The organism is Dictyobacter halimunensis, from assembly GCF_036245075.1.
Genome location: NZ_BSRI01000001.1, coordinates 1,336,216 through 1,362,305 on the forward strand (window position 1 = coordinate 1,336,216; position 26,090 = coordinate 1,362,305).

24 protein-coding genes and 2 pseudogenes are annotated in these 26,090 nt (G+C 52.9%); 10 read left to right on the forward strand and 16 right to left on the reverse strand.

Going from position 1 to position 26,090, the window contains the following annotated elements:
• The first annotated feature begins 74 nt into the window (after window positions 1-74).
• Entirely contained in the window at window positions 75-1,565 is a 1,491-nt protein-coding gene (locus AABA21_RS05410) for a sulfatase (protein WP_338247973.1), read from the forward strand.
• A gap of 106 nt (window positions 1,566-1,671) precedes the next feature.
• Here AABA21_RS05410 and AABA21_RS05415 read toward each other — a convergent pair whose 3' ends face one another.
• Window positions 1,672-1,821, reverse strand: a complete 150-nt coding sequence (locus AABA21_RS05415; protein ID WP_338247974.1) for a hypothetical protein — start codon at window positions 1,819-1,821, stop codon at window positions 1,672-1,674.
• Between the two features lie 348 nt (window positions 1,822-2,169).
• Here AABA21_RS05415 and AABA21_RS05420 point away from each other — a divergent pair, with 348 nt between their 5' ends.
• The 4 genes from AABA21_RS05420 (at window position 2,170) to AABA21_RS05435 (ending at window position 5,642) form a co-directional block, all read left to right on the forward strand.
• Window positions 2,170-2,916, forward strand: coding sequence for a DUF2232 domain-containing protein (locus AABA21_RS05420; RefSeq protein ID WP_338247975.1), 747 nt, complete (start codon window positions 2,170-2,172; stop codon window positions 2,914-2,916).
• A complete protein-coding gene (locus tag AABA21_RS05425) occupies window positions 2,907-3,794 on the forward strand; it encodes an energy-coupling factor transporter ATPase (RefSeq protein WP_338247976.1) in 888 nt (295 codons plus the stop codon). The genes AABA21_RS05420 and AABA21_RS05425 overlap by 10 nt, the downstream gene beginning before the upstream one ends.
• Window positions 3,775-4,779 (forward strand): energy-coupling factor transporter ATPase, encoded by a 1,005-nt coding sequence (locus tag AABA21_RS05430; RefSeq protein ID WP_338247977.1) that lies wholly within the window; start codon window positions 3,775-3,777, stop codon window positions 4,777-4,779. The genes AABA21_RS05425 and AABA21_RS05430 overlap by 20 nt, the downstream gene beginning before the upstream one ends.
• 104 nt (window positions 4,780-4,883) lie before the next feature.
• The gene (locus tag AABA21_RS05435; RefSeq protein WP_338247978.1) at window positions 4,884-5,642 is read left to right on the forward strand and encodes an energy-coupling factor transporter transmembrane component T family protein; all 759 of its coding nucleotides are present in this window, start codon (window positions 4,884-4,886) and stop codon (window positions 5,640-5,642) included.
• Between the two features lie 154 nt (window positions 5,643-5,796).
• On the opposite strand, the gene AABA21_RS05440 is transcribed toward AABA21_RS05435, so the two are convergent.
• The 4 genes from AABA21_RS05440 to AABA21_RS05455 form a co-directional block, all read right to left on the reverse strand.
• Window positions 5,797-6,588: a COG4705 family protein gene (locus tag AABA21_RS05440; RefSeq protein ID WP_338247980.1), complete on the reverse strand. Its 792-nt coding sequence runs from the start codon at window positions 6,586-6,588 to the stop codon at window positions 5,797-5,799.
• A 550-nt stretch (window positions 6,589-7,138) separates the two neighbouring features.
• Window positions 7,139-7,702 (reverse strand): DoxX family membrane protein, encoded by a 564-nt coding sequence (locus AABA21_RS05445; RefSeq protein WP_338247981.1) that lies wholly within the window; start codon window positions 7,700-7,702, stop codon window positions 7,139-7,141.
• A 206-nt stretch (window positions 7,703-7,908) separates the two neighbouring features.
• Window positions 7,909-8,622: a PIG-L deacetylase family protein gene (locus tag AABA21_RS05450; RefSeq protein ID WP_338247982.1), complete on the reverse strand. Its 714-nt coding sequence runs from the start codon at window positions 8,620-8,622 to the stop codon at window positions 7,909-7,911.
• Between the two features lie 192 nt (window positions 8,623-8,814).
• Window positions 8,815-9,792 (reverse strand): DUF1259 domain-containing protein, encoded by a 978-nt coding sequence (locus AABA21_RS05455; RefSeq protein WP_338247983.1) that lies wholly within the window; start codon window positions 9,790-9,792, stop codon window positions 8,815-8,817.
• Window positions 9,793-9,993: 201 nt separating this feature from the next.
• On the opposite strand from AABA21_RS05455, the gene AABA21_RS05460 reads away from it, so the two are divergent.
• The 4 genes from AABA21_RS05460 to AABA21_RS05475 all read left to right on the forward strand — a co-directional run bounded on the left by AABA21_RS05460 (window position 9,994) and on the right by AABA21_RS05475 (window position 12,374).
• The gene (locus tag AABA21_RS05460; RefSeq protein ID WP_338247984.1) at window positions 9,994-10,443 is read left to right on the forward strand and encodes a Chromate resistance protein ChrB; all 450 of its coding nucleotides are present in this window, start codon (window positions 9,994-9,996) and stop codon (window positions 10,441-10,443) included.
• Window positions 10,440-10,859: a chromate resistance protein ChrB domain-containing protein gene (locus tag AABA21_RS05465; protein WP_338247985.1), complete on the forward strand. Its 420-nt coding sequence runs from the start codon at window positions 10,440-10,442 to the stop codon at window positions 10,857-10,859. The genes AABA21_RS05460 and AABA21_RS05465 overlap by 4 nt, the downstream gene beginning before the upstream one ends.
• Window positions 10,860-10,887: 28 nt before the next feature.
• On the forward strand, window positions 10,888-11,253 hold the full coding sequence (locus AABA21_RS05470; protein WP_338247986.1) for a hypothetical protein: 366 nt from the start codon (window positions 10,888-10,890) through the stop codon (window positions 11,251-11,253).
• Between the two features lie 62 nt (window positions 11,254-11,315).
• Window positions 11,316-12,374, forward strand: a complete 1,059-nt coding sequence (locus AABA21_RS05475; protein ID WP_338247987.1) for a Cj0069 family protein — start codon at window positions 11,316-11,318, stop codon at window positions 12,372-12,374.
• Between the two features lie 612 nt (window positions 12,375-12,986).
• On the opposite strand, the gene AABA21_RS05480 is transcribed toward AABA21_RS05475, so the two are convergent.
• The 4 genes and pseudogenes from AABA21_RS05480 to AABA21_RS05490 form a co-directional block, all read right to left on the reverse strand.
• The gene (locus AABA21_RS05480; protein ID WP_338247988.1) at window positions 12,987-14,120 is read right to left on the reverse strand and encodes an ArgE/DapE family deacylase; all 1,134 of its coding nucleotides are present in this window, start codon (window positions 14,118-14,120) and stop codon (window positions 12,987-12,989) included.
• A 61-nt stretch (window positions 14,121-14,181) separates the two neighbouring features.
• Window positions 14,182-14,316, reverse strand: a complete 135-nt coding sequence (locus tag AABA21_RS39260) for a LacI family DNA-binding transcriptional regulator (RefSeq protein WP_420917095.1) — start codon at window positions 14,314-14,316, stop codon at window positions 14,182-14,184.
• Between the two features lie 313 nt (window positions 14,317-14,629).
• Window positions 14,630-15,205: pseudogene (locus tag AABA21_RS05485) on the reverse strand (transposase); the annotation flags it as partial.
• A 214-nt stretch (window positions 15,206-15,419) separates the two neighbouring features.
• Window positions 15,420-16,715 (reverse strand): RNA-guided endonuclease InsQ/TnpB family protein, encoded by a 1,296-nt coding sequence (locus AABA21_RS05490; RefSeq protein ID WP_338247989.1) that lies wholly within the window; start codon window positions 16,713-16,715, stop codon window positions 15,420-15,422.
• 844 nt (window positions 16,716-17,559) lie between these two features.
• Here AABA21_RS05490 and AABA21_RS05495 point away from each other — a divergent pair.
• The gene (locus AABA21_RS05495) at window positions 17,560-18,153 is read left to right on the forward strand and encodes a DinB family protein (protein ID WP_338247990.1); all 594 of its coding nucleotides are present in this window, start codon (window positions 17,560-17,562) and stop codon (window positions 18,151-18,153) included.
• Between the two features lie 350 nt (window positions 18,154-18,503).
• Here the strand turns inward: AABA21_RS05495 and AABA21_RS05500 are convergent.
• From AABA21_RS05500 to AABA21_RS05530, 7 genes and pseudogenes are all read right to left on the reverse strand, one after another.
• Window positions 18,504-19,361, reverse strand: a pseudogene (locus tag AABA21_RS05500) (MIP/aquaporin family protein).
• 154 nt (window positions 19,362-19,515) lie between these two features.
• Complete coding sequence (locus AABA21_RS05505; RefSeq protein WP_338247991.1) at window positions 19,516-20,910, reverse strand: mercuric reductase; 1,395 nt, start codon at window positions 20,908-20,910, stop codon at window positions 19,516-19,518.
• 79 nt (window positions 20,911-20,989) lie between these two features.
• Window positions 20,990-21,847, reverse strand: coding sequence for an alpha/beta fold hydrolase (locus AABA21_RS05510; RefSeq protein WP_338247992.1), 858 nt, complete (start codon window positions 21,845-21,847; stop codon window positions 20,990-20,992).
• Window positions 21,844-22,008, reverse strand: a complete 165-nt coding sequence (locus AABA21_RS05515; RefSeq protein WP_338247993.1) for a hypothetical protein — start codon at window positions 22,006-22,008, stop codon at window positions 21,844-21,846. Before AABA21_RS05515 ends, AABA21_RS05510 begins: the two co-directional genes overlap by 4 nt.
• A 19-nt stretch (window positions 22,009-22,027) precedes the next feature.
• Window positions 22,028-22,687, reverse strand: coding sequence for a TMEM175 family protein (locus AABA21_RS05520; RefSeq protein ID WP_338247994.1), 660 nt, complete (start codon window positions 22,685-22,687; stop codon window positions 22,028-22,030).
• Window positions 22,688-22,992: 305 nt separating this feature from the next.
• Window positions 22,993-25,233, reverse strand: a complete 2,241-nt coding sequence (locus AABA21_RS05525; RefSeq protein WP_338247995.1) for a helix-turn-helix domain-containing protein — start codon at window positions 25,231-25,233, stop codon at window positions 22,993-22,995.
• A 151-nt stretch (window positions 25,234-25,384) separates the two neighbouring features.
• The gene (locus tag AABA21_RS05530) at window positions 25,385-26,002 is read right to left on the reverse strand and encodes a CGNR zinc finger domain-containing protein (protein WP_338247996.1); all 618 of its coding nucleotides are present in this window, start codon (window positions 26,000-26,002) and stop codon (window positions 25,385-25,387) included.
• Between the last annotated feature and the right edge of the window lie 88 nt (window positions 26,003-26,090).

The window sequence follows — 26,090 nt, forward strand, 5'->3', positions numbered from 1 at the left end:
GACCTGATACACAGTGCATTTCACTCCGAACTCATGTCACGGCAGGGACCGTGAAAGACTAGAAAGAGAAGCGTATGAATATTTTATTGGTTTTAATTGATAGTCTCAACCGGCATCAGCTCGCTGCATACGGCGCAACGGCTGCCGCTACGCCTAATCTTAGTGCCTTTGCACGCAAAGCCTGGCGTATGGATAATCATTTTGTGGGGAGCTTGCCCTGTATGCCCGCACGCCGCGAAATTTTCTCTGGAACCCAGGAGTTCATGAAGCGACCGTGGGGACCACTCGAACCATTTGATCAACGCCTTCCTAGATTGGTTGAGCAGCAAGGATATACAACAGCCATTGTAACCGACCATTATCATTACTGGGAAGAGGCCGCGAACGGCTATGTCCAATCATTTAGTAGCACTGAATTCATCAGAGGTCACGAGCTAGATTATTGGCAACCGCTTCCTGCAGATGATGACGCCTTACCAGACTGGGTTGAAAATATAGAGCGTTGGCGACCTGGACAGGGGCGGCGCTATTATGCAAATGTCAAACAGTTTCGAGGAGAAGAAGATTTCTTTCCAGCGAAAGTGATGAGCGGAGCGGCATCCTGGCTGCGTAAACATGCAACAGCCAGGCGCCCTTTCTTCTTGCAGGTAGAATCCTTTGATGTTCATGAACCGTTCCATACCCCTGAGCCGTACGCTTCTCTCTATGGCAATGGCAACGAGCGTGATATATTCACTCTCTGGCCTCCGTATCAGGACAGCAACCAGTTGGCACGTTTTATGCAGGCAACAAGTCGAGAAGAACTGGGCTTTATTCGCGCGCAGTACCTCGGAAAATTAACAATGGTCGATACCTGGTTTGGGAAACTATTACAAACGCTTGATCAACTCGATTTGTGGAAGGATACCATGATCATCGTCACAACCGATCATGGTCACGATCTGGGTGAGCGGGGAGCCTTTGGGAAGCAATATCCACATTTCGATAGTCACGCCAATATCCCTTTGCTTGTCTGGCATCCGCAGTATCCTGGAAACGGGCGTTCGCTCTCTGCATTAACGACAACCATCGATCTCTTTGCGACGGTTCTGGATGCAGTTGGTATCACAGTTGCACCGGATAGCACCATATCCCGGAGCATGCTCCCTCTCCTGGCGGGAACAACAAATTCACTGCATGAAGCGCTCCTCTACGGAACATTTGGTCAGGGTGTCTGCTGCACAGATGGAGAGTGGACGCTATTCAAATCGCCGGAACAAGATGGCCCTCTGTACTATTATTCATCGATGATTATGCCTGGGACAACATCATCACGCCTGTCTAACATAGAATATGGCCACTACTTGCCCAATGTGGATGTACCGCTATGGCGCGTGCCAAAGAAGATAGAGCCATTAAGTCGAGAGAATTTCCTTTTTCAGCGGCGCAAGGACCCACATCAGGAACAAAATCTCTGGTTGAAGGATCTCGGACAACAGAAACGCATGCTTGATCTTTTACATACGCTGCTGGAACAAGCAACAACGCCTGCTGAACAATATACGCGTCTGGGACTGGTCCGGTAATAGCCGAAACAATGCACAGGTGCTTGAGAATACAGAGATAGGTTAAGCGGAGCCGGTCTATTATTGGTAGTGATTATAACTAACTAGTTATAGTTTCAATACGTTTCTAGGTTCCTTGCCCTGGTGCTTCCTGCTGACCTTTGTGGGCTATCAACTGGGCACCAACTACACGAGGATCAGCGGTCCACTCCATTACCTGGACTGGGTCATCGTCGTTGCCGTGCTCGTGCTGATTGCGCTGTATATCTGGCGCCATATTCGAAACGATCGTCGCGCGCGAAGCGCATATGCTGAAAAAGAACGGACATAGCACCCGAGCCCATGCACTGGCGAGAGAAGGGGGTCCATCCCACTCAGAAGTCGGAGAAAGCCCTCTGAAGAGTCAATTAAATGGTCTTTCTGACGACGCCCTCACCGAGAAAACACGTACCAGCCACCCATCGCTCTGAGAGCGATGGGTAATCCTCTTCGGGTTCATCACTACTCCGTCCCCGACGTAGGACGTATGGGTATGTCTTCATCATCACTTCATGAACGAATCTTAGACTCATATCGATAGCCTTTATTTATATGTATATATGCTTATATATGATTGAGGAATACAATGGGACGAACATTACAAGCGATTGAGATTGCAGAGGGAGCATTACTGGCTGATATTGCGGTCGTTTTGCGTTTTATTGCTCTGGTTATGCCAGCAGGCTCTGTCTTCTTTTCTGTGTTCAATGTTATTATCTTTGCGGTACTGGTCTTGCGCCGTGGTCTGTACGTGGCTGCGATGGGGATGGGAGTAGCAGTGTTTCTGGCGGCTATTGTGATGGGACCGCATGCGCTGGTTTTCCTCTTCCTTGAAGGATGTGGCGGTATGTTTCTGGGGATCGCGATGAAGCGTCGTTGGGCGCATGGCCCTGTGCTGCTGCTAGGCATCTTCGCGGGAGCGTTGGCATGCTATGCGCTTGTCATGTTCCTGCTCTTCTTCACGGGTCTCACCGTCCAGGATATGGTGGGGAGCGTTCAACAAACATTGAATGGCCTTCTCGCCTTGCTGGGACAGATAGCCGCCGGGCTTGGGCATGGTCTCTTCTGGCAGCAGCAAATCTCTTCCCCGGTGAATGGTTTTATCACCTGGGGTGTGAGCAATTGGATGTATGTCTTGTATCCCGCGCTGTGCGTGGTTCTGTGCCCGATCGTGATCGCCATTTACCTGGTGACGAATGCTTCCGTTCGCCGGCTAGGCTATGATGTTCGGCCGTTCCCAGGCCCGACGTTTCGTCGCTGGTCGCAGCGTATTCGCTACCGCAGGCTCAAGTCGCGTATACAGCACAGAAAGGTGAGGGAAGGATGGAGCTAAACAACACAGCCCATGCACCGCTTCTCGATATTCAGCATGTGACCTATGCCTATCCACTGCAAAAAACACAGGCGGAGAAAGATGCGCCATCCCCCGCAGTCTTACGGGACGTGAGCTTACAGATTCGACAGGGGGAATATATTGCCTTGCTGGGACATAATGGCAGCGGGAAATCAACGCTGGCGCGCCTCTGTAATGCGCTCCTGTTGCCCGATCGTGGTCGCGTGCTTGTGGCTGGTCAGGATACCAGAGACGCGACACAGCAGCAGGCGATTCGCCAGCAGATTGGGATGGTGTTTCAGAACCCCGACAATCAAATCATCGCGACGGTGGTGGAGGACGATGCGGCCTGGAGCCTGGCGTTGCAAGGGTTTCCTGCAACGCTGATTCGTGAACGTGTCGATGCTGCCCTGGCGGCAGTTGGTCTTGAGCATGCGCGTCATCAGATGCCTCACCAGCTTTCAGGCGGTCAACGTCAACGACTGGCCATTGCCGGTATCCTGGCCTTGCGGCCACGGTGCATTATCGCGGACGAGGCCACGTCTATGCTTGATCCCTCCTCACGGCAGGACATCGTTGCGCTGCTCTCTCGATTGCACCGGGAATTTGGCCTGACCATTATTCACGTAACCCATTTGTTAGAAGAAGTCGTGCAGGCCCAACGGATCGTGCTGATGGAGCAAGGCCAGATTGTTCAGGAGGGAACGCCAGCAACGATCTGGCATGACATTGAACGGTTGCGAGCACTCAAGCTGATTATTCCTGATACCTTCACGTTAACCACACGGTTGCGCGCCGCGGGCTTTCCTCTATCTGCTGAGGCCGTGACCATCGACGCTATCGAAAAGGGGCTGATCGGTGCAGAATCCAATTATTAAGGTTGAGCATCTCTCATATCAATATGAGATGGGCCAGTCGTCGAGAAAAGCATTGGACGACATTTCGTTCGAGATCGCACGCGGAAGCTGTACGGCCATCATCGGGTACAATGGGTCGGGTAAATCGACACTCGTGCAGCACTTCAATGGCCTGCTGCGTCCAACCGAAGGAACGGTCCTGGTGGATGGGATCAATGTCGGGGATCGTCGTAAGGACTTACGTGCGCTACGACAACGGGTTGGGATGCTCTTTCAATATCCAGAATCACAGCTTTTTGAGCAGACGGTGTTTGCCGATGTTGCCTTTGGGCCACAGCGCATGCACATGAGACGACGTGAAGTACGCGGGCGTGTGCAGGACGCGCTGGATAGCGTTGGTCTCCCTCATCAGCACTATGGCTCACGTTCTCCCTTTGCATTAAGTGGTGGGCAGCGCCGGCGAGTTGCCCTGGCGGGCCTTCTGGCCATGTCCCCAACCATCTTGATCCTGGACGAGCCCACTATCGGGCTCGACGGCGAGGGGCGTGCGGAGTTTTACGCCTGCCTCCAACGCCTGCAAAGGGAACGAGGTATCACGATTATCATTGTATCGCATGATATGTCTGAAGTGGCGCGCATTGCTGACCGGGTATGCGTCTTATATCAGGGCCATCTGATGGCACAGGGGACGCCCCGGGAGATCTTTACGCACAATGATCAACTGAAGCAGTGGGGACTGACGGTTCCACCATTACAACAACTGCTCGCTCGTCTTCATAGAAGCGATGGAACAGTCCCCCTGGACCTGCTCACGGTAGATGAAATGCTTGCCTTTTTGCTCAAACAGAAACACACATTCCAGCACATAGATCAGCAGAGCACACGTACCTATCCAGCAGTTTGCCCCGCTCCAAGGCCACAGCCACGCATCCAACGCGCTCCCATCGCGCCGATACGCCTCACGAGGGGGCATGGGGAAAGCCATGAATCCATGAAAAAAAGATGAGAGAGATGGAAGAATGATGCCTTGCACTAGAAAGAAACGTGAGACAACATAGGATGATGGTCAAAAATTTTCCCCTGGGTGTGTTCTATCCAGGGACAAGCGTCATGCATCGTTTACAGGCCAGAACAAAACTGGTGCTCGTGCTCTGGCTGGTGGTGATCCTGATGATCGCCAATCAGCGGCAATGGCATTTTGCCCCCTACATCGTCACAGGGATCTTTGCCGTGGGCGGTTTGATGCTCTCAGGGCTCTCTCTGCGTGAATTGTGGCGCAGAACCAGATTCCTGATCATTGTGATGTTTGCCAGTTCCCTGTTCTCCTTTTTTGGGAGCACACAAAAGAGCCCTATTCTGATGGTTCTCGGTCCGGTACGGATTACCGAACATAGCGTCTGGATTCTGATGATCAGCTTTACCGTTTTTGTCGTTCTGTATTTCTCCTCGCTCATCCTCACAATGACGACCATGCCAGTTGCTCTCGTTGAAGCCATTACGATGTTGCTTTCGCCGTTGCGACGGTGGAAGTGGCCGGTGGATGATTTTGCCTTGATGTTGTTGCTAGCATTCCGTTTTATTCCGACCTTTCTCAGCGAAGCAGAGCAGTTGGTCAAAGCACAGATGGCACGAGGAGCAGATACTAAACATGGAACATGGCGGGAGCGCATTCAGAGTGTGTCGATGTTCTTTTACCCACTGTTTCATAGCTCACTCCGCCATGCCTCTGAACTGGCCACCGCCCTGAATGCCCGTGGATATCAGAGCGATGGGAAGCGCACACCGTTGCACGAGGCGCGCCTGCGGGGAATCGACTATGGGGTGATATGTCTGGTGATAGTCGTGACTGCTGGATCGTTATTGCTCTGAGAACAGGCGGGGAATACGCAATCCACCATGGAAACCGTTATGCCTGATGTCGCAACAATGCCTGAAAAGATCAGAGTATCCCTCTTCTCAGGCATTGTTGCGACATCAGACAGTCATGATCACAGACAGCCATGATACTATGTGTCTCAGCCAATTATGAGATCAAATCACGCTGCCTCAGTTGATGAGCCGTTCTCTGCGAGGTGAACAGGATGCAGAAAATGATAAAAAAGGCGATAACAGCGGAGGAACTGAAACGACTGAGGTTGAAACCACCGTGCTCATGCGCCTTGGTGAGAAGATCACCTACCGTTGCACCGAGTGGTCGTGTCAGAATGAAAGCTGTCCAGAAAAGCCATGTTCGAGATATGGTTGTCGCTCTCCCTCTTGTAAAGATGTAGACCGCTGCAACAAGTACCAGTGCAGCGCTAAAAACGAGTGCTCCTCCTTCGTATCCGAGTCCAGAAGCATCGGCGAGAAAATCGCCCAGCGCTGTTCCCAGTGTATTGGAGAAAAGAATGGTTACCCAATAAAAGAGTTCAGTTTTAGGCGATGTAATGTGATCAACAGACACAGAGCCAAGCGAGATGCGCCAGAGTCCCAGGAGAGCAATGAGTACCGTGAAAAGGAGCAATGAACCTCCGACATAGCCAATGCCAAGCGAGCGATCCGCATAATCGGCGATGGTCGTCCCAGCCGTCGTGGTAGCAATGATAACAGCCCAGTATAAAAATGGATGGAAGCGTTTTGCTCGCACTTGAGCGACCACGGTGACAAGGAAGCAGGCAAAAAAAATGGCTGTAGCTAGAGCATAGCCCAGATTCATTGACATAGATACGGCATCTCCGCCTGTTTCCCCCAATGTCGTCGCGGCGATCTTGATAAGCCAGAAAGCCAGAGTCAGCGCAGGGACTTTACTCATACCAGTATCAAGGGGTTTATGCATACCAGGTGCTCCTTACAAAAAAGAATTCAGTAGAAAACGTCTGTGGTGTCTAAAAAAGGAACCACAAGATGACTTTACCTGTTAATACCTCTATCCTTATTGTAAAAACATAAGTAAATGAATTATAGATTTATGCCGTTAGTAACAAGCGCGGGTGATTCGTTTAACGTGACGAAATGCGAGATAGAAAGCAAGGAGCATAAACACAATTACACGCAAGATCATAACAACAAGAGGTGGATGATGGTCCTATCTTTGCAGAGCCTCTCGCTGCACGAAAGAAGAGGAACATTGCGAATCTTGAGCATGAAACGAGGAAACCTTTATCCGTATACTGTTCCCTCCCGAACACCAAAACAATAGCCAAGGACACATTCGCATCAGGAAGAGAAAGCGAGACATCCTCTTTATAGCTCAGCAATGTCAGACGGAGCATCGAGAGCAGCTCCAAGGAGAAGCGACAACGCCCCCGAGGAACTCCCAATGTTCCTCGGGGGCGTTGTTACCTGTGTGCTACCATTACTTCCTACCTCTTCGTAGGCCTGCCTCTTTAGCTCGCCAGTGAGCCATTGACGCGCAGTTGCTCACGATACCTCTTCTCTAATGAGCCCGTCCAAGGGGTGCCGATCAGTGGCAACAGATAGCGGTCTCCACCGTAGTAGCCAGCGATCCGCCAGGCCAGCACCAGAAAGATCGTCAGCACACCCAGCACCGGGTTGATGCTTACCGTCCCGGCAAACAGGTAACTCACGTTCATAAAGAGCCCGAAGAAGGATGCAATGCCCGTCAGCACCCCGAAGAGCAGTCCCAGCCCCACCAGAATCTCACCAAAGGTGATAATGTAGGCAAAGACGGTGTCATTGGGCAACACCACCTGCTGTAAGAAGACCGCATACCAGCTCTGCACCGACGGATGCGCTCCGGTAGACAGCGCCAGGGCGCCTTTGACAAATCCCTTAATCGCTGTGCCTGCGTGCGCATTAAAGACCCAGGGGGTACCAGTGGCTTCCCCAAATGAGCCAATGGCGATGGAGTGGCCAGTCAATTTCTCCCAGCCAGCAGTCAGCCACTCATAGGCCACGTACACACGCACAATCAGCCACAACCAGGCCATGCGCGAATCAGCAAAGAGAAATTTCGCGACCGGGGGTTCCTCAATCTGGGTGGCGGAACGTGGATGTACAGGAGATGCCGCTTTCCACTATCATTGTGGCGCTCAATACGCAAACCCTACGCAGGCTGCACCTGGCCTGAGAACACAAGGAAGCACGTGGCCTTATCTGTGAAGAAACGTGCCACGTGCTTCCTCACTGGCGCCGCTCAATCGAGAGACAACCGCGTAAACGCTTCGGCGAGCGCGAGGCCAGCATCGCTTCCAATTGATGCCGCACGTTTTCTCCATCCCTCCCTCAAAGCAAGAGGGTCAGCGGTCTGGCTTTCGTGGGCGAGCCGGGCCTCCAGTTTCCGCTCAAAACCAGTGGTGATATCTACGTATGCATCAGCGGCACTACTGGCAAACAACCAGACCTCGCCGACGGCATGCGGTGACAGCCCTGCCTGCACCTGTTCAGCAAAAGCAAGATGATCACGAGCCAGGGGGTAAACCGCATCGAGGGCGGCGCGCCCAACCACCCGGTGGTCCCGATGGCAGAGGTAGGATGGATAGGGATGCTCGGGATCGTGGGTAAACACGACGGCAGGCTGCCAGCGGCGCGTCCATGCCACCAGGTCAGCGCGTAAGGCGCGAGTGTTTTCGACATCTCCATCGGGGTAGCGCAAAAACACCACCTCAGTAATACCAAGCAGCGCCGCCGCTTTTTGTGCTTCTTCCTCTCGCTGAGCGGCAACCTCGTGCGCTTGCCGCTGTGGATCTGAGGATCCATGCTCCCCCGATGTCACAAGCAACAGGCGTACCGTGGCTCCCTGATCGATGGCCTGTGCGAGGGTGCCTGCACACCAACTTTCAATATCATCGGGATGGGCAGCAATGGCCATGATCGGCACCGCGCCTGGAGGTGGAGTAATACGTCTCAATTCTTTCCTCTCGTTTCTATGCTTTATCGGTTCGAGCGTCGGATGGTTTGGATCGCCTCTCGGTCCTTTTCGGAAAGAAGCAGCGTCGTTAGATACCTCACACATCCCCCCTATGTATTAATCTATCACAGAAAGAGGAAGAAAAAGAGCACAAAGAAAGACACGTGGAGAACTTGCTCCACGTGTCAGTTTCTAGCTTGCTTGAGCACTCCTGGTTTGATCGAGGGCAGCCCGTAGCCCCTGCGCGAGCCTGGTCGCCGCATCGCTGGCCCAGAAATGCAGGTAGAACAGGCGTGGGTTTTCGGTGAGCATATGGCTATGGACAGCAGTGACCTCGATGCCATGTTCCCTTAGCGCCTTGATCACCGGGTTGACCTCCTGTGCCAGCAAGACAAAATCACCCGTAATGGCTGCATTTCCCACTCCGGTCGGCTGGAAGTTGATCGCCGTCGCTGTGCCCATGGCAGGTGGAATGTCCATGCCATCAACGCTGATCTTTTCCGCACGTGGGATCGTGTACTGGTAGATGCCAGCATTGGCCTTGCCATGGTACTTCAAAATGGTATCAAGCTGCCTGGTATCGAGATCGAGTGGCTGTGGTTGACTGGGGGAAACAGGGGTGGTCAACGGCGTTTTGGTCTGCGCCAGGGCCGCATGGATTCCTCTCGCGACCTGGGCCGGGTCTCCCTGCCCCTCGATATGTAGATACAGGATACGTGGCGTCTCGCCTAACAGGTGATTGTGCAAGGCGGTTTGCTGGATACCTTCCTGTTGGAGTCTGGATATGACTCCGTTGACTTCATCTTCTGTGAGCACCAGGTCTCCCATTACCATCGTACTTGATCCCATCGGAAGAAACTCAACATGGGTTCCCAGAGCCAGGCCTGCTTTGAGTGAGGCATTGCCAATCCGAACAGAGAGGTCAGTCCGTGGAAAACTATATTTATGAACCCCTCCTGGCTGCATGACGCCGGCCTTGCCCATGGCCTGATCAACCTGCTTCCAATCGATGGATGGGGACGGCGTACCTGTTCTACCTCGTACAGATGCCTGACTCGTTATTGCTGCTCCACCACAGGCACTCAGGAGCAACAGCACAAGGATGCCACTACCGGTCAACATACTGATCAGGAACCAGGATCGTCGCTGCTTTCGTTGTCTGTTCATCATTCACTTTCCCTCTCTTCGACATTAAAATCCCTTCCGCGTGAATACGATAGCGAGATGGCTGCTTCCATCCTTGTCTTTTTGGCTGTCTCGCCGTACAATGTAACCACGGTTATTATAATCTATAACGCAAGTCATATTCCGTCGTTTTTGATCATGCGAGAGCATCCTATACACCACTCTTCACCGCCAGGAGGCATACGAATGGAAGCACGGCAAGCACGGACGTGGGTACTGCTCGTCTACAAGGTTCCGCGTGAACCCACCTCCAATCGTGCCTATGTCTGGCGCAAGCTGAAACGGTTGGGGGCCTTGCTCGTACACGATGCTGTGTGGGTCTTGCCCGCCACGCCATGGACACAGGAGCAGTTGCAATGGTTGGCGGTGGAGATTCTCGAATTAGGAGGTGATGCGCATGTGTGGGTGTCACATGAACTATTGATGGGGCAAGAGGAAGCCTTGATCCAGCAGTTCCAGCAGCGAGTGGATACGGTGTACCAGGAGATCCTGGATGCTCTGCGACAAGAAGATGCCGACCTGATCGCCCTGTCACGCAAATATCAACAGGTCAAGATGCAAGACTACTTTCAGTCAGCGCGAGGGGAACTGGTGCGCACCCAGCTCCTGACAGCACGAGGAGGACGAGACGTATGAAGTGGGTAACCTGGGAACAGGTAGGGGTTGACCGCATGGCCTGCGCCTGGCTGATCCAGAAATATATTGATCCGCAAGCCGAATTTCTGTTTGTGCCGGTGGGGAAAGTGCCGCTGCCCGAAGGAGCGGAGCCCTTCGATATCCCAGGGGTACGCCTGTCACACCACCGGGGACATTGTACGTTTTACACTATGCTCAAAGAATATAATCTGGCTGATCCTGTACTGCAGCGCATCGCGCGCATCATTGATGAGGCTGATGTGGTCCAGGAGGTGATGCTGGAGCCAGTTGCTCCGGGGCTGGACATGATCACGCGCGGTCTACGCCTGATCAGTCCCGATGATGACATCGCCCTGGAACGCGGGCGGCTCATCTATGATGCGCTCTATGCACAGCTCACCGCAGAATCAGCATAACACGATAGAGTATAGGAGGAACATAGCGATGGCTCTTGTTTTTTCCTTCTCCCAGATCGCTCTCACGGCAGCCATTATGGCAGCGGTCTCGCTCCTGCTGCTGTTGGGAGCGCGCCAGTACTTCAAGGGAGGATCACCCGGTGAGGTCATGCTCATTGCGCTGGTAGCTGGTTTCTCTGTCCTGGCCTGGCGTTCAGCTGGCAACACCCCGACATTGAATGCTGATCCCATTCCCGCTATCAGTCCTAATGATGTGTTGTGTCCCGTGACCACATATGTCTTGTTGGGGATGTACGCAGCATTGCGTAAACACGGTGAGCATGATGCGCGTTTTGAACAGGTACGAGCGTCCCTCACCCTTGTATCATTTGCGGTGAATGTGATCACGCTCTAATCAGTAGTGATGGATGACCCAATACTATGGATTGTTTTTCACCCAGGAGAGAAGGAGTTGGTATGATCTTGAAGAAAAAGCCGCGTGTCGCGATTCTCTGGCATGGGGACCGTGAGGCACGAGACACTATGACAGCTGAAAAGAACAGGTTTCAAAAGATTTTTGTAGAATTTGAACGCTACGATATTTCCGCCGAACCTGCCGTGTACAATGATCTTTTTGTTGATGAGGTACGGCATCAACTCCGTGACGTCGATGGCGTGCTTGTGTGGGTGAATCCCGTTCAAGACGAAACGAATCGGACGGTGCTTGATGACATGCTGAGAGAAGTTGCCTCGTATGGCGTTTTTGTCAGTACCCATCCGGATGTCATTGTGAAAATGGGGACAAAAGAGGTGCTCTTTCAAACACGCGCAATGGGTTGGGGAGGCGATATTCATCTCTATAGAAACCAAGAGGAGTTACATCAGCAATTGCCCATCCGACTCGCCCATGGTGCTTCGCGTGTGCTGAAACAAAATCGTGGGAATAATGGGATTGGCGTCTGGAGGGTAGAGGTGATTGATAAGAGTCGCGCACAAGAACCAGATCCGGTTGTGCGTGTCCTGCACGCGCTACGCGACAGTACGGAGAAGCAGATGCTCTTGAGTGAATTCATGAACCTCTGTGACACCTATTTCGCGGCATCCGGGCACATTATTGATCAGCCCTTTCACTCTCCCATGCCTCATGGTATGGTCCGCTGTTATGTGTCTCAAAACGAGGTGGTTGGCTTCGGGCATCAGTATGTGACTGCCTTACTCCGACCGGAGGGTAGTTCCGAACCTCTCCAGCCACAACCGAGAATCTATTTTGCTGAATCGCAGCCAGAGTTCCAAACCTTGAGAAGAACGATGGAAACCGAGTGGATCCCACAGCTCCAAAAGCTCCTCACTATTGAGACGAAAGCGTTGCCAGTGATTTGGGATGCAGACTTCCTCTTTGGGCCTAAGACCGCGACTGGTGAAGATACCTACCTCTTGTGCGAAATAAACGTCAGCTCCGTCTATCCTTTTCCAGATTCGGCTTTACCCAAACTGGTACAAGCAGCAATAGCAAGCATAAAAAATCGTCAAAAGTAATGTTTCTCGTATGTTGGCACAACGATTCTCTCATCAGTAACCAGGGTGCAAACAAAAGAGGAGGCAATATGAGTGAAACATGAAGCAGAAAGCAACAAGTAATCAGCAAGAGGAATAAAGACGATATCGAAGGCAATTGAAAGAACTTGCCGCCGCTTACGCGAAGCAAGCTACAATGTGGAGTAACGTTTCATAGAGGGCAACGTCCTTTCATTGAGAAGACGTTTGTCTTCGTCTCCATTCGTGAATACAGATCCAAAGAAAAGAGTACGCGTCATAGGAAAAGGCAGCAGACCTGAAAAGGATGGATCGAGCAGTAAAGGTGGCTGATAAAAACATTCCTGTCCTTCTTGAGTTCCCCGATGTTGGAGGACAAAGGAACTGGAGATTCTCCATAGTAGAAGAGATTGACCCAAAGAGAGCGCGAAAATGAGCAAGGTTAAAGTTGGTGTATGTATCCCTCCCACCAACCGTGTTGGAGCATATCCCAAAAGACACATGAACTGCAAGTGATTGCTCCGTTAGAGCAATGGACCGTTGCTCGCCAAAGCAGTGCTGTTCTGATAGATATCCGTGGTCACCACGATATTCTGTTCAGTCCAGCATTCGTCCTCAGGCACAAAAACGTTGTATGGTTGCCAGCAGAATATCACTACACTGTTGCACTTGCTCTAGATCTGCCCACTCAATGACGGCGTGAGCACCTGCTCCTCCCGGGCCAAACAAAACCGTTGGGATGCCAGATGCGGCGAGCAGTGCTGCATCTGTCCACCATGCTTCACCAACAATGTCAGGAGCAGAACCAAGGAGTGCCTCAACCTGGTGAGAGAGCATGCGCACAATATGGGTGTTTTCAGCAATCTCGAAGGGCGCTCGAACGGTCGTTATTTTGGCTGAAGCGAGAAACGTTGGGTCAGCGCGCCCGATCTCCTCAATCAGTTGTCGTATCTCCGCCTCGACGTGCTCTGGAGTTTCACCCGGAATTGTTCGGCGTTCGACTTGAAGGATGCAGCGTTCAGGATAACTGGAGAGCTCTTGCCCGCCTTCAATGAGCGAGGCATGAAGAGAACCGCTCCCAAGCAACGGATGTGAGGGGACAGTTCGCAACGAGTGATCAAGGCGCTCCAGGCCCACCAACACCTGGCCCATCTTGGCAATCGCATCACACCCCAACTCAGGGCGAGATCCATGAGCAGCTTTTCCCTGGGTAGTGATTTCTACCCACATAAACCCTTTATGTGCCACACAGAGGCGCAATGCGGTCGGTTCGGTCACAATAGCAGCATCAGCGTGCCATTGCTTCACAATGGCCTGCGTTCCCAGGCTTGCAAATTCTTCATCAACCACGGCGGTGAGAATCACATCGCCACGCAATGAGAGCTTCGTTGCCCTGGCAGCGGCGATCATGATTGCTGCCAGTCCACCCTTCATGTCATAGGATCCTCGTCCGTACAAACGTTCCCCTGCTACAACAGGCTCGTGTGGTCGATCCATCCCAGCAGTACCAACGGTATCCATATGTCCGTTGAGCAGAAGGGAATGTCCCCCTCCAGTTCCATGCACAATGCCAATAACATTGGGACGTCCTGGTATCGGCTCATCCAGAGTAACGTCCACCCCTGCTTGTTCCAGCCAGTTTGCTACGAAGCGGGCAATTTCCCGTTCGCCAGCCCCTCCTGCCACCAGACTGGGGTTGATAGAATCGATAGCAACGAGTTGCTGTAACAGACGAGTGATTTCATTCATACGAGGCTCTCTTTCCTGGAATTAACAATGAGACTCATCAAACCAAATCCTACAAGCAATCTCAGAGGCTTTCCCATGCTCCTCGACGCGTTCCCTCCGAGACAGGTCGCTTTCCGCTGAGCGCACGCGAAACCGTTGTGATGCTTGTGTCCGCGCGCCAAGCCACATCGAATATAGTTGGCACATGTTCTTCCACGATAACGGGGGCCGCGTTCCACTATGCAACGACGATCAAAGCGGAGGTTGGTCGCTTATCCCAGCCTCCTCTATCTACATTTATAGAACTTTTTGGCACCCCCAGCGTAAAAGGCATGGAACGACATATATGAATATTCCTACCAATTACTGAAAGAGGTAACACAAAACGTTTTGCATTGTCAACAGGAAAGAGCCCACCTGCCTGTAAGCTGGAAACATAACCAGGTGAGGCTGCCCGCTTTTGTAGAGCTACAAAAATGGAGAAAATCGTATGCATCCGAACTACGCTTTCTAGAGAACCGGTCGAGAAATCACGCCGCCTCCTGAACCTCAGCAGCTTTTTGCTGGGAACGAGCCAGCACATGTAAATGGTGAACGACCGCACAGCGACGCAGATCGAACAAATTTTTGCGCACACCGCGATAGCGTGCGCGTTGGCCTTGCCATCGCCCAACATGAGCCAAGCTATGTTCCACCGCGACCCGTTCACGCAACTGGGCACATCCTTGTGGTGTCTGTTGAAGCTCGCGCCATTCGATGAGGAGGGCTTCATCAGGGTGAATGCTGACGCTGTGTCCTTTCGCGCTGGTGGTGCATTGGGCTTTCAGGGGACACTGCGAGCACGTCTCTTTGGGAAAATGCACCACTCCACCAGGCATAAAAGGCACTTCTTGCTCGGCGGGGCACCGAATGGTCTGCCGGTCCCGATCGAGGGTAAACGCCTGTTTGTGAAAGCGTTTGCCAGAGCTGACGGGCCAGGCTTTACAATAGACCCTCAGATCATCATTGAGCTCGCGCAGCAGATGGCTACTCAAATACGCGCGATCGATGTGAAGTTCCTTCAGACGCACTCCTTGTCGCTCCAGGTCAGCGTTGATCTTTTTGCTTGAGCAAACCACCCCCAGCCTGTTCTGTCAATCTTCCTGCTACCTTTCTCATACGCAAACGTGTGCAAGACACGCCTGAGCGGTCAGTTGTTCCTGCTTCATCGCCAGTTGCCATGGCACGAGGACCTTTGGATCAGCCCCCTCGTTTCGGGCTCACATCGGCTCCACAGGCGCTTTTACGTCCGGTCGTAGCCACTACCCAGGACGGCCAACTTTAGGCATGAAGCTGGCGAAGCATGTCGGTCGCGAACCAGGCCAGGTTGTACGCCGCGTTCCTATCGCGATCGATCACGAGCTCACAGACCTGGCACACATAGATGCGGTGCTTGAGGGGCATGCGCTTCTTGACATGCCCACAACAGGAACAGCGTTTGGTTGAGGGAAACCAGCGCGAGGCGATGAACACATCTCCTCCCGCGTCGGCCACTTTCGTCTGCAAGAACTGCAAGAGTTGTCCCATGGCCGCATCTGCCACGGCACGCGACAGCTTCCGGTTGGCCATCATCCCCACCACATTGAGATCTTCAATGCCGATCGCTCCACAGGTTCGTGCCAGTTCGGTGGTGAACTTGTGTTGCACATCCCGGCGGATGTTCGCGATCTTCTGGTGCTCACGGGCCACTTTGCGCCGCTGCTTCTCATAGTTCTTGCTGAACACGGTTCGCCTCGTTTTTGGGTCTTTCGTCTTTTGTTTCTTGGAGAGCCGACGTTGCAGCTTGCCGAGTTTCTTGAGATGGGATGCTAACGGCCTGTGGTTCTGGAGCCGCCTCCCATCGGAAACCACCGCAGCGTGCGTGAGGCCCACATCGACCCCCACGACGGGCACGGGCGTAGGAGGGCGCTCTTTCTGGATCTCAAGCTGGATGGACACATACCACTGACCGGCTTCACAGGAGACGGTTGCCCCCAGGATCTTGCGGGATGCACAGTGGACCTGTTTGCGTCGGGTGCGCTTGTTCGTCGGCGTGGTGGCCTTCCCCGCTTCGACAAAGCGCAGCTTTTCTGCCAAATTGACCGTCCCCAGGGAGCGCAGAAGCTTGCCTCGATCCTTTGTGGTGTGGCGTTGGTCCAGGATGAAGCGCCCCAACCCTGGGATCGAGATCCAGTGACTGCCAACGGTGCATTTGTCGTTGGAGAGATAAAAGGATTCGCGTGATTTCCCCTTCTTCTTGAAGCGAGGATAGGCCGCCCGACCCGCAAAGAAGTTCGCATAGGCGTTCTTCAGGTCATCGAAGGCCCCTTCCACCACGCATTTGGTGACCTCACCGGTCCAGGGATAGGCGTCATGCCGCATGGCATTGAACTGCTTCTTGAGGGCGAAGGCATTGGGTGCTTTGAGCACACGCTGCGCTTGGGGCGTCGTCTCCTGCTCCCGTTTGTAGGCCTGATATTGCTTCTCCCACTGTTCGCGGCCCCAGTTGTAGACAAACCGCCTGGTGCCACAGGCACGTTTCAAATACTCCACCTGCTCAGGGGTGGGGTTCATTCGGATGCGGTGTGCGGTGTTCATCGGTGCCTGCCTTTATGCTTCACAGGTTTTCCAGGTCCAGCTTTTGCTTCACACGAGGCCATGATCCACCCATCTGGCCTCTGCCGCTTCCGGAAGAGGATCAAGAGGCGATCTTCGTGCGTATCGTATCGTCGGTTCATCGCGGTTCGGTGGGTTGTGAGCACCTGGTGCTAATCCCACCATTGCAGTGCCCTCACGAAAACATATGTGAGCTACCCAAATTCTCTTGCTATATACAGGTACCTATAGTAAACACCTGTGTGTCTGTTGTCAAGAGCTAGCTCATAGCTCCTTTGTGCATTCGCCAACCCATCCTTGACAGGATCATCGCTCTGCCTGTATAGTAGTGAAGTATTCACTCGTTTCTTTGGGGAGGTTTTGACATCTATGCCAGTGCGCTGCTAACTCCATCCTGTTTCCTGTTCGCACAGTGAAACAGAGGCAACCATTCTTGCTTCCATCTATCGCGTGTCTCTCATCAGGCATGAGCGCTCAGCTGTTTTGCGCCTGATTCCTGCTCGACGCCCCACAGACCGTGCCTGCGCGAGACGGCGAATAGTGATAACGCAAGCAGCGAGATGGTGCGAGAGAGATATGGAGAAGCATGCGGCAAAGAGGTGTCAGGCCTGGAACTGCGGCGAACGCATCGCCAATGTTCCCTGATAGGCCACACCATTGGCAGATGGATGCCAACGTTTCCCCTATCGCGGTATCGCATGTTCGAGTCAGCAGTGCAAGCGATGACCTGCTCTCTCTTCTCCCTCTTGTCTCTCCCATCGTTTCCTTGCGTGTGTGATACGATCGTGTTGTTTTTTCTCTCAGAAACAAGCAAGGAATACCTATCATGACAGAACATCAGCTTTCACTCTTCCCCTTCTATGCAGGTTGGGGTATCTACCAGCAGCGTCTTGTCGCGGCCATCGCGCCCCTTACTAGAGAGCAACTTGCCTTGCGCCTCACGCCGCGACACTGGTCGATTGGCATGTATGTGACGCATATTGTTGCTAATCGCGCCTGGTGGTTCCACGCACGGATGGGTGAGGGGGGCGACGATCTGACTCCCCTCGAATTATGGGCTCTGGGAGTCTGTGAGGCGGACGTTGATCCACTTCACCCGGCGGCAGAACTGGTTGCCGGACTGGAGAAGACCTGGCAGATGATCCAGGAGACGCTTGCTCGCCTGACCCCTGCTGATCTTTTCGGGGTCTTCCCGCCTCTGGATCAGGCGGAACGGGTGCGTCACGCGCAACTGGTCGAGCCCGCGCTTCAGCCATTCGCCCAGATGTGGTTGGATGCGACGGCTCGTTCTGGAGAAGTGAGACCCGCAGTTTCGTGCCAGCAGATCATCTGGGGGGTGCTCGAACATGACATCCATCACGGCAGCGAAATCTCCACCATTCTCGGCGTCCACGGCCTGCCAGTCGTCGAGTTGGATTAAGAACAGGAACGTCTGCAGTTCCCCTCTCTCATGGGTGGATCTGGTGAAATGATGCGGTTGCTTCAGCAACAAGGGGGCCCTTGTTGCTGAAGCAACATTCCATGCTCACATGAATAGAAAAAGGGGAAAGACTGGATGGAGAGATACACAGCATTAACCTGCTTTCTGACATATATCAGCCAAACTGAGGCACTGACGCATAAAATCCATTTTGGCAATGAATTCAGTCAATCCACAGAATCTCTTTGTAGGCAATCTCTCTGCGTGATTTCTCGACCGGGTCTCTAGGTATCGTTAGATACATGCATCTATTGAAAAGCTACTTTCAGGGACTGACTTCAGTGTTCATGCTATCCTGGTACTCTCGTTCTATTACGGCTTACAATGAGTGGACCATCCGGATCCGTATTTATTTGTGTCGCTTTGACCTGCTGGAAGATACACCGATAGCGGGGAGCGTGGAACATCTTGGCAGTCAGCACATCGTTGATGCCCGCCAGAATCAGCAAGCGAAAGAGAACAACGGCAAGCAACGCCCCGCAGGGAGAAGCCAGAACATAGACCCATTGAGCATGCCAGAACCAGGAGACTAATGCAGGTCCAAAGCTGCGCGCTGGATTGAGGCTGGAGCCAGAGATAGGTGCGACCTGCCAGTAGATAAGCGCCACCAGCATCCAGGTCATCAAGGGGGTCCAGTGCATCAGGCGGCAGCTACTGACAAAGAGAAAAATCGCCAGAATCAACAGGTAGGTACATCCCATCTCGGTCAGAAAAACACTCCAGATAGAATAGCCGACCCCTGGGACGGTGACACCATTGTGAACACTTGCCGCCCGCTGTCCCCAGACGAGCACAGCTAGTCGCGCCCCAAACACCACGCCGAGCAACTGGCTCGCTATATAGCAGACCAAATCGTGTTGGTGCATCTTTCCTTGCAGTCAGAACGCCAGCGAGACCGCAGGGTTAAGGTGAGCACCACTTCGTTTGCCAGGAGGCGAGATGGCGACGAGCGGCCCGCTCGCCGCGAGCATCAGCCCTGTCATCAGCCAACGCACACTGCGATTGGGAAGTAGGATGGCGAGCGGGGAACCTAAGCCAAAATTGAAGGTGGCAGCACTTAACGCGATGAAGACGAGCCACGCGGTTCCCATCAGTTCTGAAGCGTATTCGGACCAGTGGAGTCTTCGCCACCAGGAAGGCTTTTGCATGCCTTCCCCCTTTCTTCTTTATGACTGGCGCACGCCCTCCGTACTTTCATGGCACCTCTGTTACATAGAGCTTCCCCTCTTTCATGGCAAAAATCAAGGTATCTCCTCATTGCTGGCAAGCCAGCAACGAAGATAAACAACAATCAACGTCCCTTTAAGAATCGAGCGTCATAAAGAGCGCGTTGAGCCCTTCCGCCAGCGTGGGATGCGTGAAGATGCCTTCTTTTAAGGCAGTGTAGGGCAGCTCGCCCATCATTGCCACCTGGATGATCGTCATAATCTCGCCGCCTTCCGTCCCCAGGATGGCGCATCCCAGGATCTGTTGCGTCTCGGCATCAACAACGGCCTTCATGAAACCCCGCGTCTCTCCCATTTCTATCGCACGAGCCACAGCGCTCATGGGCAATTTCGCCACACGGATAGCGCGCCCCTGTCTCCTGGCCTCAATTTCACTCAGGCCAACACGCCCAAGCTGAGGATCAATAAAGACGGTATGGGGAACAAGGCGGTCCCGCGTGCTAGCATGACCATGCTCCAGCAGGTTCGTGCGCAAAATGCGGAAGTCATCGTACGAAATGTGCGTAAAAGCGGGTCCCCCCTTGACGTCACCCAGTGCATAGATGCCAGGAACGTTCGTTTCCAGCTGCTCGTTGACCTGGATGTACCCTTGCTCGTCCATTTGAATGCCAGCAGCTTCAAGAGTAAGATCCTCAGTATTGGGGATACGACCAGTCGCTGCCAGCAGATGCGAGCCGATAAGCTGCTGTTCACCTTCCGGTGTAGATACAGTCAACTTGATACGCCCGTCACCGATCTGCTCAACCTGTTGCGACCTCGTTGCCGTCAAGACGGTGACTCCTTCCTCGCGCATAATGTTCGTGATTTCCTCAGAGACATCTTCATCCTCGTTCATCAGTAAACGTGGACGGGACTGAATAATCGTGACCTGGCTGCCAAAGCGGCGAAACATTTGCCCAAACTCCAGCCCGATGTAACCGCCACCGATAATGATAAGGTGCTCGGGCAGTGTGTCCAACTCCATGAGCGTGGTTGAATTGAGGATGGGAACGCTCTCGACGCCATTGATAGCAAGTGGCTCTGGTCGAACACCAGTAGCGATAAAAATCAGTGGCGCGGTGATCGCTTGCGTCTCGCCAGTATTGAGAGAGACCTCAAGTGTCTTGGGAGCGATAAAATGGGCCTCGCCCCTCAGCAGATCTACACCATCCACCGCTGTAAGGCGGCTCTCATAACCCTGGCGCGCGCCCTCGACGATCCTTTGTTTGCGTTGGCGAACAGCCCGCAGATCGACCAGAATGGAGCCAGTATGGACACCGTATTCGACCCCACGTCTTGCCTGATAGGCGAGGTGTGCACTGGCGACCATCGTTTTTGTCGGAGTACAGCCGGTGTTGACACAAACACCACCAATGGGGCCGCGCTCAATCTGCGCGACTTTTCGGCCTGCCTTTGCCAATGCCATGGGGAGGAATCTGTCGCCCTGGCTGGTTCCTATCACAATTGCATCATATGTTGCAGTTTGTCGCATTCAATGTTTCTCCTTTTTCTTCCCCAAAAAGGACATACCCTCTCTGTTTCTTGGAATCCTCATTATGTATCAAATTGAATCATTCGCGTCCGAGGAACCTGCGAATCGCCATTGCGATTACTTCAGCGTGGGTCTCCAACGCGAAGTGACCCGTGTCAAAGAAGTGAATCTCGGCATCGGGCAAATCACGTTTGAAGGCTTCAGCTCCTGCTGGCAGGAAGAAGGGATCGTTCCTGCCCCACACTGCCAGGAGCGGCGGCTGATGGGTGCGGAAATAGTGCTGGAAGGTGGGATAGAGCGCGACATTGCTCTTGTAATCGCCGAAGAGGTCTAGCTGCACGTCGTCGGCACCGGGACGGGCGAGATAGAAGTTATCGAGTGCAATACCGTCCGGGGATACTGTAGCTTCATCGGAAACGCCGTAGGTGTACTGCCAGCGCGTCGTTTGCGGCGCCAGAAATTGACGCAACGCTTCCCGGTTGCTCTGCGATGCATCCTGCCAGTAGGCCCGAATGGGATTCCACCCTTCGCTCAGACCTTCTTCATACGCATTGCCGTTTTGCGAGATGATTGCGGTGATGCGCTCAGGGTGTTTTACAGCCAGCCGGAATCCCGTCGGAGCACCATAGTCGAAGACGTAGACGGCGAAGCGATCGAAGCCGACCACCTCGGTAAAGCGGTCGATAACATTGGCGATGTTATCAAAAGTGTAGGTGAACTCGCTCCGTGCTGGCATATCGGTCTGACCAAACCCGGGCAAATCGGGCGCGATGAGGTGAAAACGATCGGCCAGCAGCGGAATCAGATCGCGAAACATGTGCCCCGCGCTGGGGAAACCATGCAGCAGCAAGAGCTTTGGAGCCGTCAGCGCGCCAGCCTCACGATAGAAAACCCTGAGTCCGTTAACGTCGGCTGTGCGATAGGTAGTAGCACTCATAGCTGTTTCTCCTGTCTATCTGAATAGGGCAGTTCGTATGCATCCTGAGATACATCACGAAGTGCTTCGAGGGTGATATTTACAACGACGCCGGGCGCCGTCAAACCTGGAATATGGCCGACCGGATACATGCGCACCTTCGCCTTCATCCGCTCCGCCATAAAATGCTGCGTCTCCTTTTCATACTCCTTTCGGTGGAACTACATCCATATCAGGTGCCTTCACCGTCCATATGATCCATAAGATGCTACAGATAACGAGGGCCGCGGCCGGGCTCCAGAAGGCCATCAAGAACGCGATCAGATAGCAGGGAAAACCCAGAAATGAAAGGATCATACTTGTGGGAAGACGACGACTCGATGGATGATCTCTACGATGCTGCCGTACGACTACCCACCAGAGCAAATTGTAGGTGAAGTTCAGAATCCCGATGTAGCCCGCGTAGATAGCGCTGGCGACCGAGGCCGCCGACGTGGTCAGATACGCTCCGAGCAGCGCCGTCGGGAAGGGAATCGCCGAAATGAAAAGCAAGAGCATTCCATTGGCGAAGAGGAGCAGTGTTTCCGCGTGCTTTGCCCATTGGAGCAAACGATGATGGTAGACCCAGGCGATAAGCACCGTCACAAAACTGAACATGAAGGTCAGATAGGTGGGCCATTTGGCCCCCAGGGCCATCGTTAACGCCTGTGGAGTGATCGTGGTCAATATGGGCACCTGCAAGTTGAGCGCGAGCAACGTAATAGCGATGGCAAATATCCCATCGCTGAACGCTTCAAGCCGATTGGTGCCCACGTCTGTTGCGTGTGATTGCTCATGATCTTTGTGCGGACGAAGCCGCATACGCACCCTCTTTCATCTACGGAGAGAAGAGATGAGCGTAGGTAGTACCCCAGAGCTTCTCTCCGCCATAATTATACAGAGCAAAATAGTTTTTACTATGTATATAGTATGTACTAGGAAGAAATATCCTTGTCAATATGTCGTTGGCCGCTAAAAATGGCAGAATTGTGCTTGATGTGCTGTCTCGCTGGGGCAATTATGCCATGGAGGAATTTTTCGCGGTAGATCGTTAATTCGTCGTCTTCGTATCGATCTTCAAAGGAGCTATACTGACCCTGGGTGGCAATAAATCGGTCGGCTACTGACTATTTGCAAGACGGTAAAAATGCTGATGAGGTGGCTCTGGGAAGACTATGGACGGTGTCGCCCTCTACGCATTGCATATAATGGACAAACGCATTGAGGGTTGAAAGGCTGCCAGTATAACCCATCGCCTTTAAGCGTATAAACAATTCCTTCCTGGTGCAGGCGCCATCCTCAGCGATCCAGGTACGAATCTGTGATTTGTAGGGATCAAGGACACTCTGACGTGGAGAACGTCCAGTCGTGGAGGGTGATTCGGTTCTTACATACTTACGCACAGTGTTACGAGCGATGCCGACACGGCGGGCTATTTCGCGAATAGAAACCCCCTGTGCCCTCAATTTACGCACGATACACATGGTATCGCTTTCAACCTCAACGTTGTGCTGTGCCTGCGGTTCATGCCAGGAAGCACTGGTGAGGAACCGGGTCAATCTTTCCTGGTGCTCCTGGGTCAATCCGCTATTGGTGTGCGCAAAGAGGGCGTTGATGTGTATATGCATGTCGACTATGGTTCGATGTGGGGAACCTCCTGTTCCTTTCCAGGCGCGCACAAGGTGCTCATAGAGCATGCGAACGTCTCTCTCTTTTCCTTGTTGTGTATACAAAAATGCCAGATCGCTCAAAGATTGAATGGTGTCTGGATGGAGTAACCCTGCCCGTTGTTCTCGAATAGAGAATGCTTTTCGCATTAAGGGCTCGGCGATGTGATACAGTTCATGTGCTGCAAGATGGGAACTTGCCCAGGCAAGAATTTCGGCGGCCTCGAGATGCTGCTGCTGCATCAGGATGGTGTATGCCTCGACCTGCCCCAGGTAACGCAGGCAGTGCGATCTGGTCACCATATCAGTAGAATCACGTGGAAACAATGTGTGCATGGCGCGGATAATTTGTTTGGCCCATTCGTAACGCTCAGCTGCACCCATCTGATCTATTTGCATGACTTGCACCAGGTGATGCACACTGATCAAGCGATTGGAACTTAGACGTTTCACGAGAGAAAACGCAAGCAGATCCTGAAACAGCTGATTGTACGCGAGTGGGTCCATGATTGCTTGTTGTAATGCTGAAGGCCAATATGCTGCTCCTTGCCTGATAAACTCTTCTGGAAGAGGATGTGGAGAGAGAAAAGCAGAAAGACGCAGGAGCTGCGCAGCGGCGGGGTTGCGCTGTTCAAGACATTGAAACGAAAATGACCAGGTTGTCGCAACTGGATTGGGGTGGTTGGTGAACGCGTTTCCACGCCGTGCGAGCAGGGTCTGGTGATGATCCTGGTAGAGACGTAAATATGTCGCTATGCTGCACCCGGTTTCTTCGATGTAGGCTCCAGCTTGATCCAGCGCCAGAGGAAACTGTCCAAGGGTCAGCACGATCTGGCGTGCCGCAGCTACCTCGTCAGGGGAGGCTGTATCCAGGCGCCGGGCTCGGTGGAGCAAAAACCTGATGCCATCTTCCACCTCCATACAGTCTACCTCGATCGGCAGAGCCAGCATACCAACGGCGGTGACCTGTGTCGTCAACAACAGGCGACCATTGCCGCTATGTGGTAGATACGCTTGTATCAATTCTAGGTTGTCCGCGTTATCGATAATCATCAACCAGGGTTCGCACTTCTGCTCCACGCAGCAAAGAACATCAGCGACAAGAGCATCTGGCTTTCGCTCATAGGGCGTAAGATCCATGGAGAGAAGATGCGCGATCGTCACAAAACTGGTCAGAATCGTCCCTTCATTGGCCGCGTTAATCCAAAGCACATGAGGAGACTGTCCCTGTCCACATACACGATACGCATATTCGATTGCAATCTGCGTCTTACCTATACCACTCAATCCGGTGAGAGCAAGCGATTGCACAGAAGGAGTCTGACACGTGGGATGCGCCTCCAGCAAAGCAAATCCCTGCTCGATCCGTATGAAGAGATCATCACGCCCTATAAAATGAGCATTACGAGTATATGGGACCGTCCATAGTGATTTATCCTCAGGGGAAGCAACCGGTACTGGTTGCACCGTTCCATGATGCAGATGAAGATCTAATGGAAGATCTGGCTTTGCTAACCCCAGTTCTTCAGCACTGAGGCTAAAGAGCGCGCAAAGCCTGGCACGATAATAGAGTCCAGGTTGTTGGACGCCGCGTTCCCAACGTTGTACTGTAACAACAGTAGAGCCTATCTGCTCTGCAATATCGATGAGACGCCAGTTCCTCTTGAGGCGTTGTTGGCGCAGAAGCTCATTTCTTTGCATAAGGGTGTCCCATGGCGGAATCTCCGTTCTTATCAGCTGATCCAGGGCTACCGGAATGTGAGCGTAGAGTGTCCTGATTAAGGAGCTCTCCTATAAACGTTCAGGCCAGCGAACTAAGAACATGAAGTTTTTTGCTCAGGCTGTAAAACTCCTACAGTGGACGTGAGCCAATCGAGCGTTGGCGATAATGATGGATAGATCGAGCCCGATTCAAACATCCTAAACTGCACCACTGCCGGCTCCCGCCTTTAGAGGTATCATAAAAAAATAAGATACAGCGGTCATTCTTACATTTGTGTAATCGCTGTCTCTCTCCCTCTGTGAGCAAGCGCAAGGCGGACAAGGCAATCGGCAGCAGAATCCTTCCTTTTTGCTGATCGTACACGTGATAGACCACCATAATCTTTCCCTGTGGCGTTACCTGGGCCGACTGATATCCAAGCGCCAGCATTTGATTGAGCATCGTAAGATCGGGTGAAGTAATGGGTGGGTCTTCAACGAGACCAGTACATAACAACCGCAATGACTGTCGAAACTCTTTGACCTCTTCAAGCAGATCAACGGTCCAGGCCATCGGAGCTCCATCCCCTACGATATCCTCATGCTTTGGGTGATGAACGAGCGCTGCCTGCCACCACTGTGCGAGATCATCTGGAGAGGAGAGCAGATCCTGCTTTTTTCTTCGGACAATCATTTCCGTATTGACCAGATCCAGAGCCAGTGAGCCACTCAGAAACCGGTCATCTTCGGCAATCTTCTCTTTGGTCATCGTGATGTTTTGTAACTATCCAGGTCTCCTGTTCGTGCGGCGTCTCAAAGAATCTTCGTCTACAGACTGCCGACGAACCTGACGAATG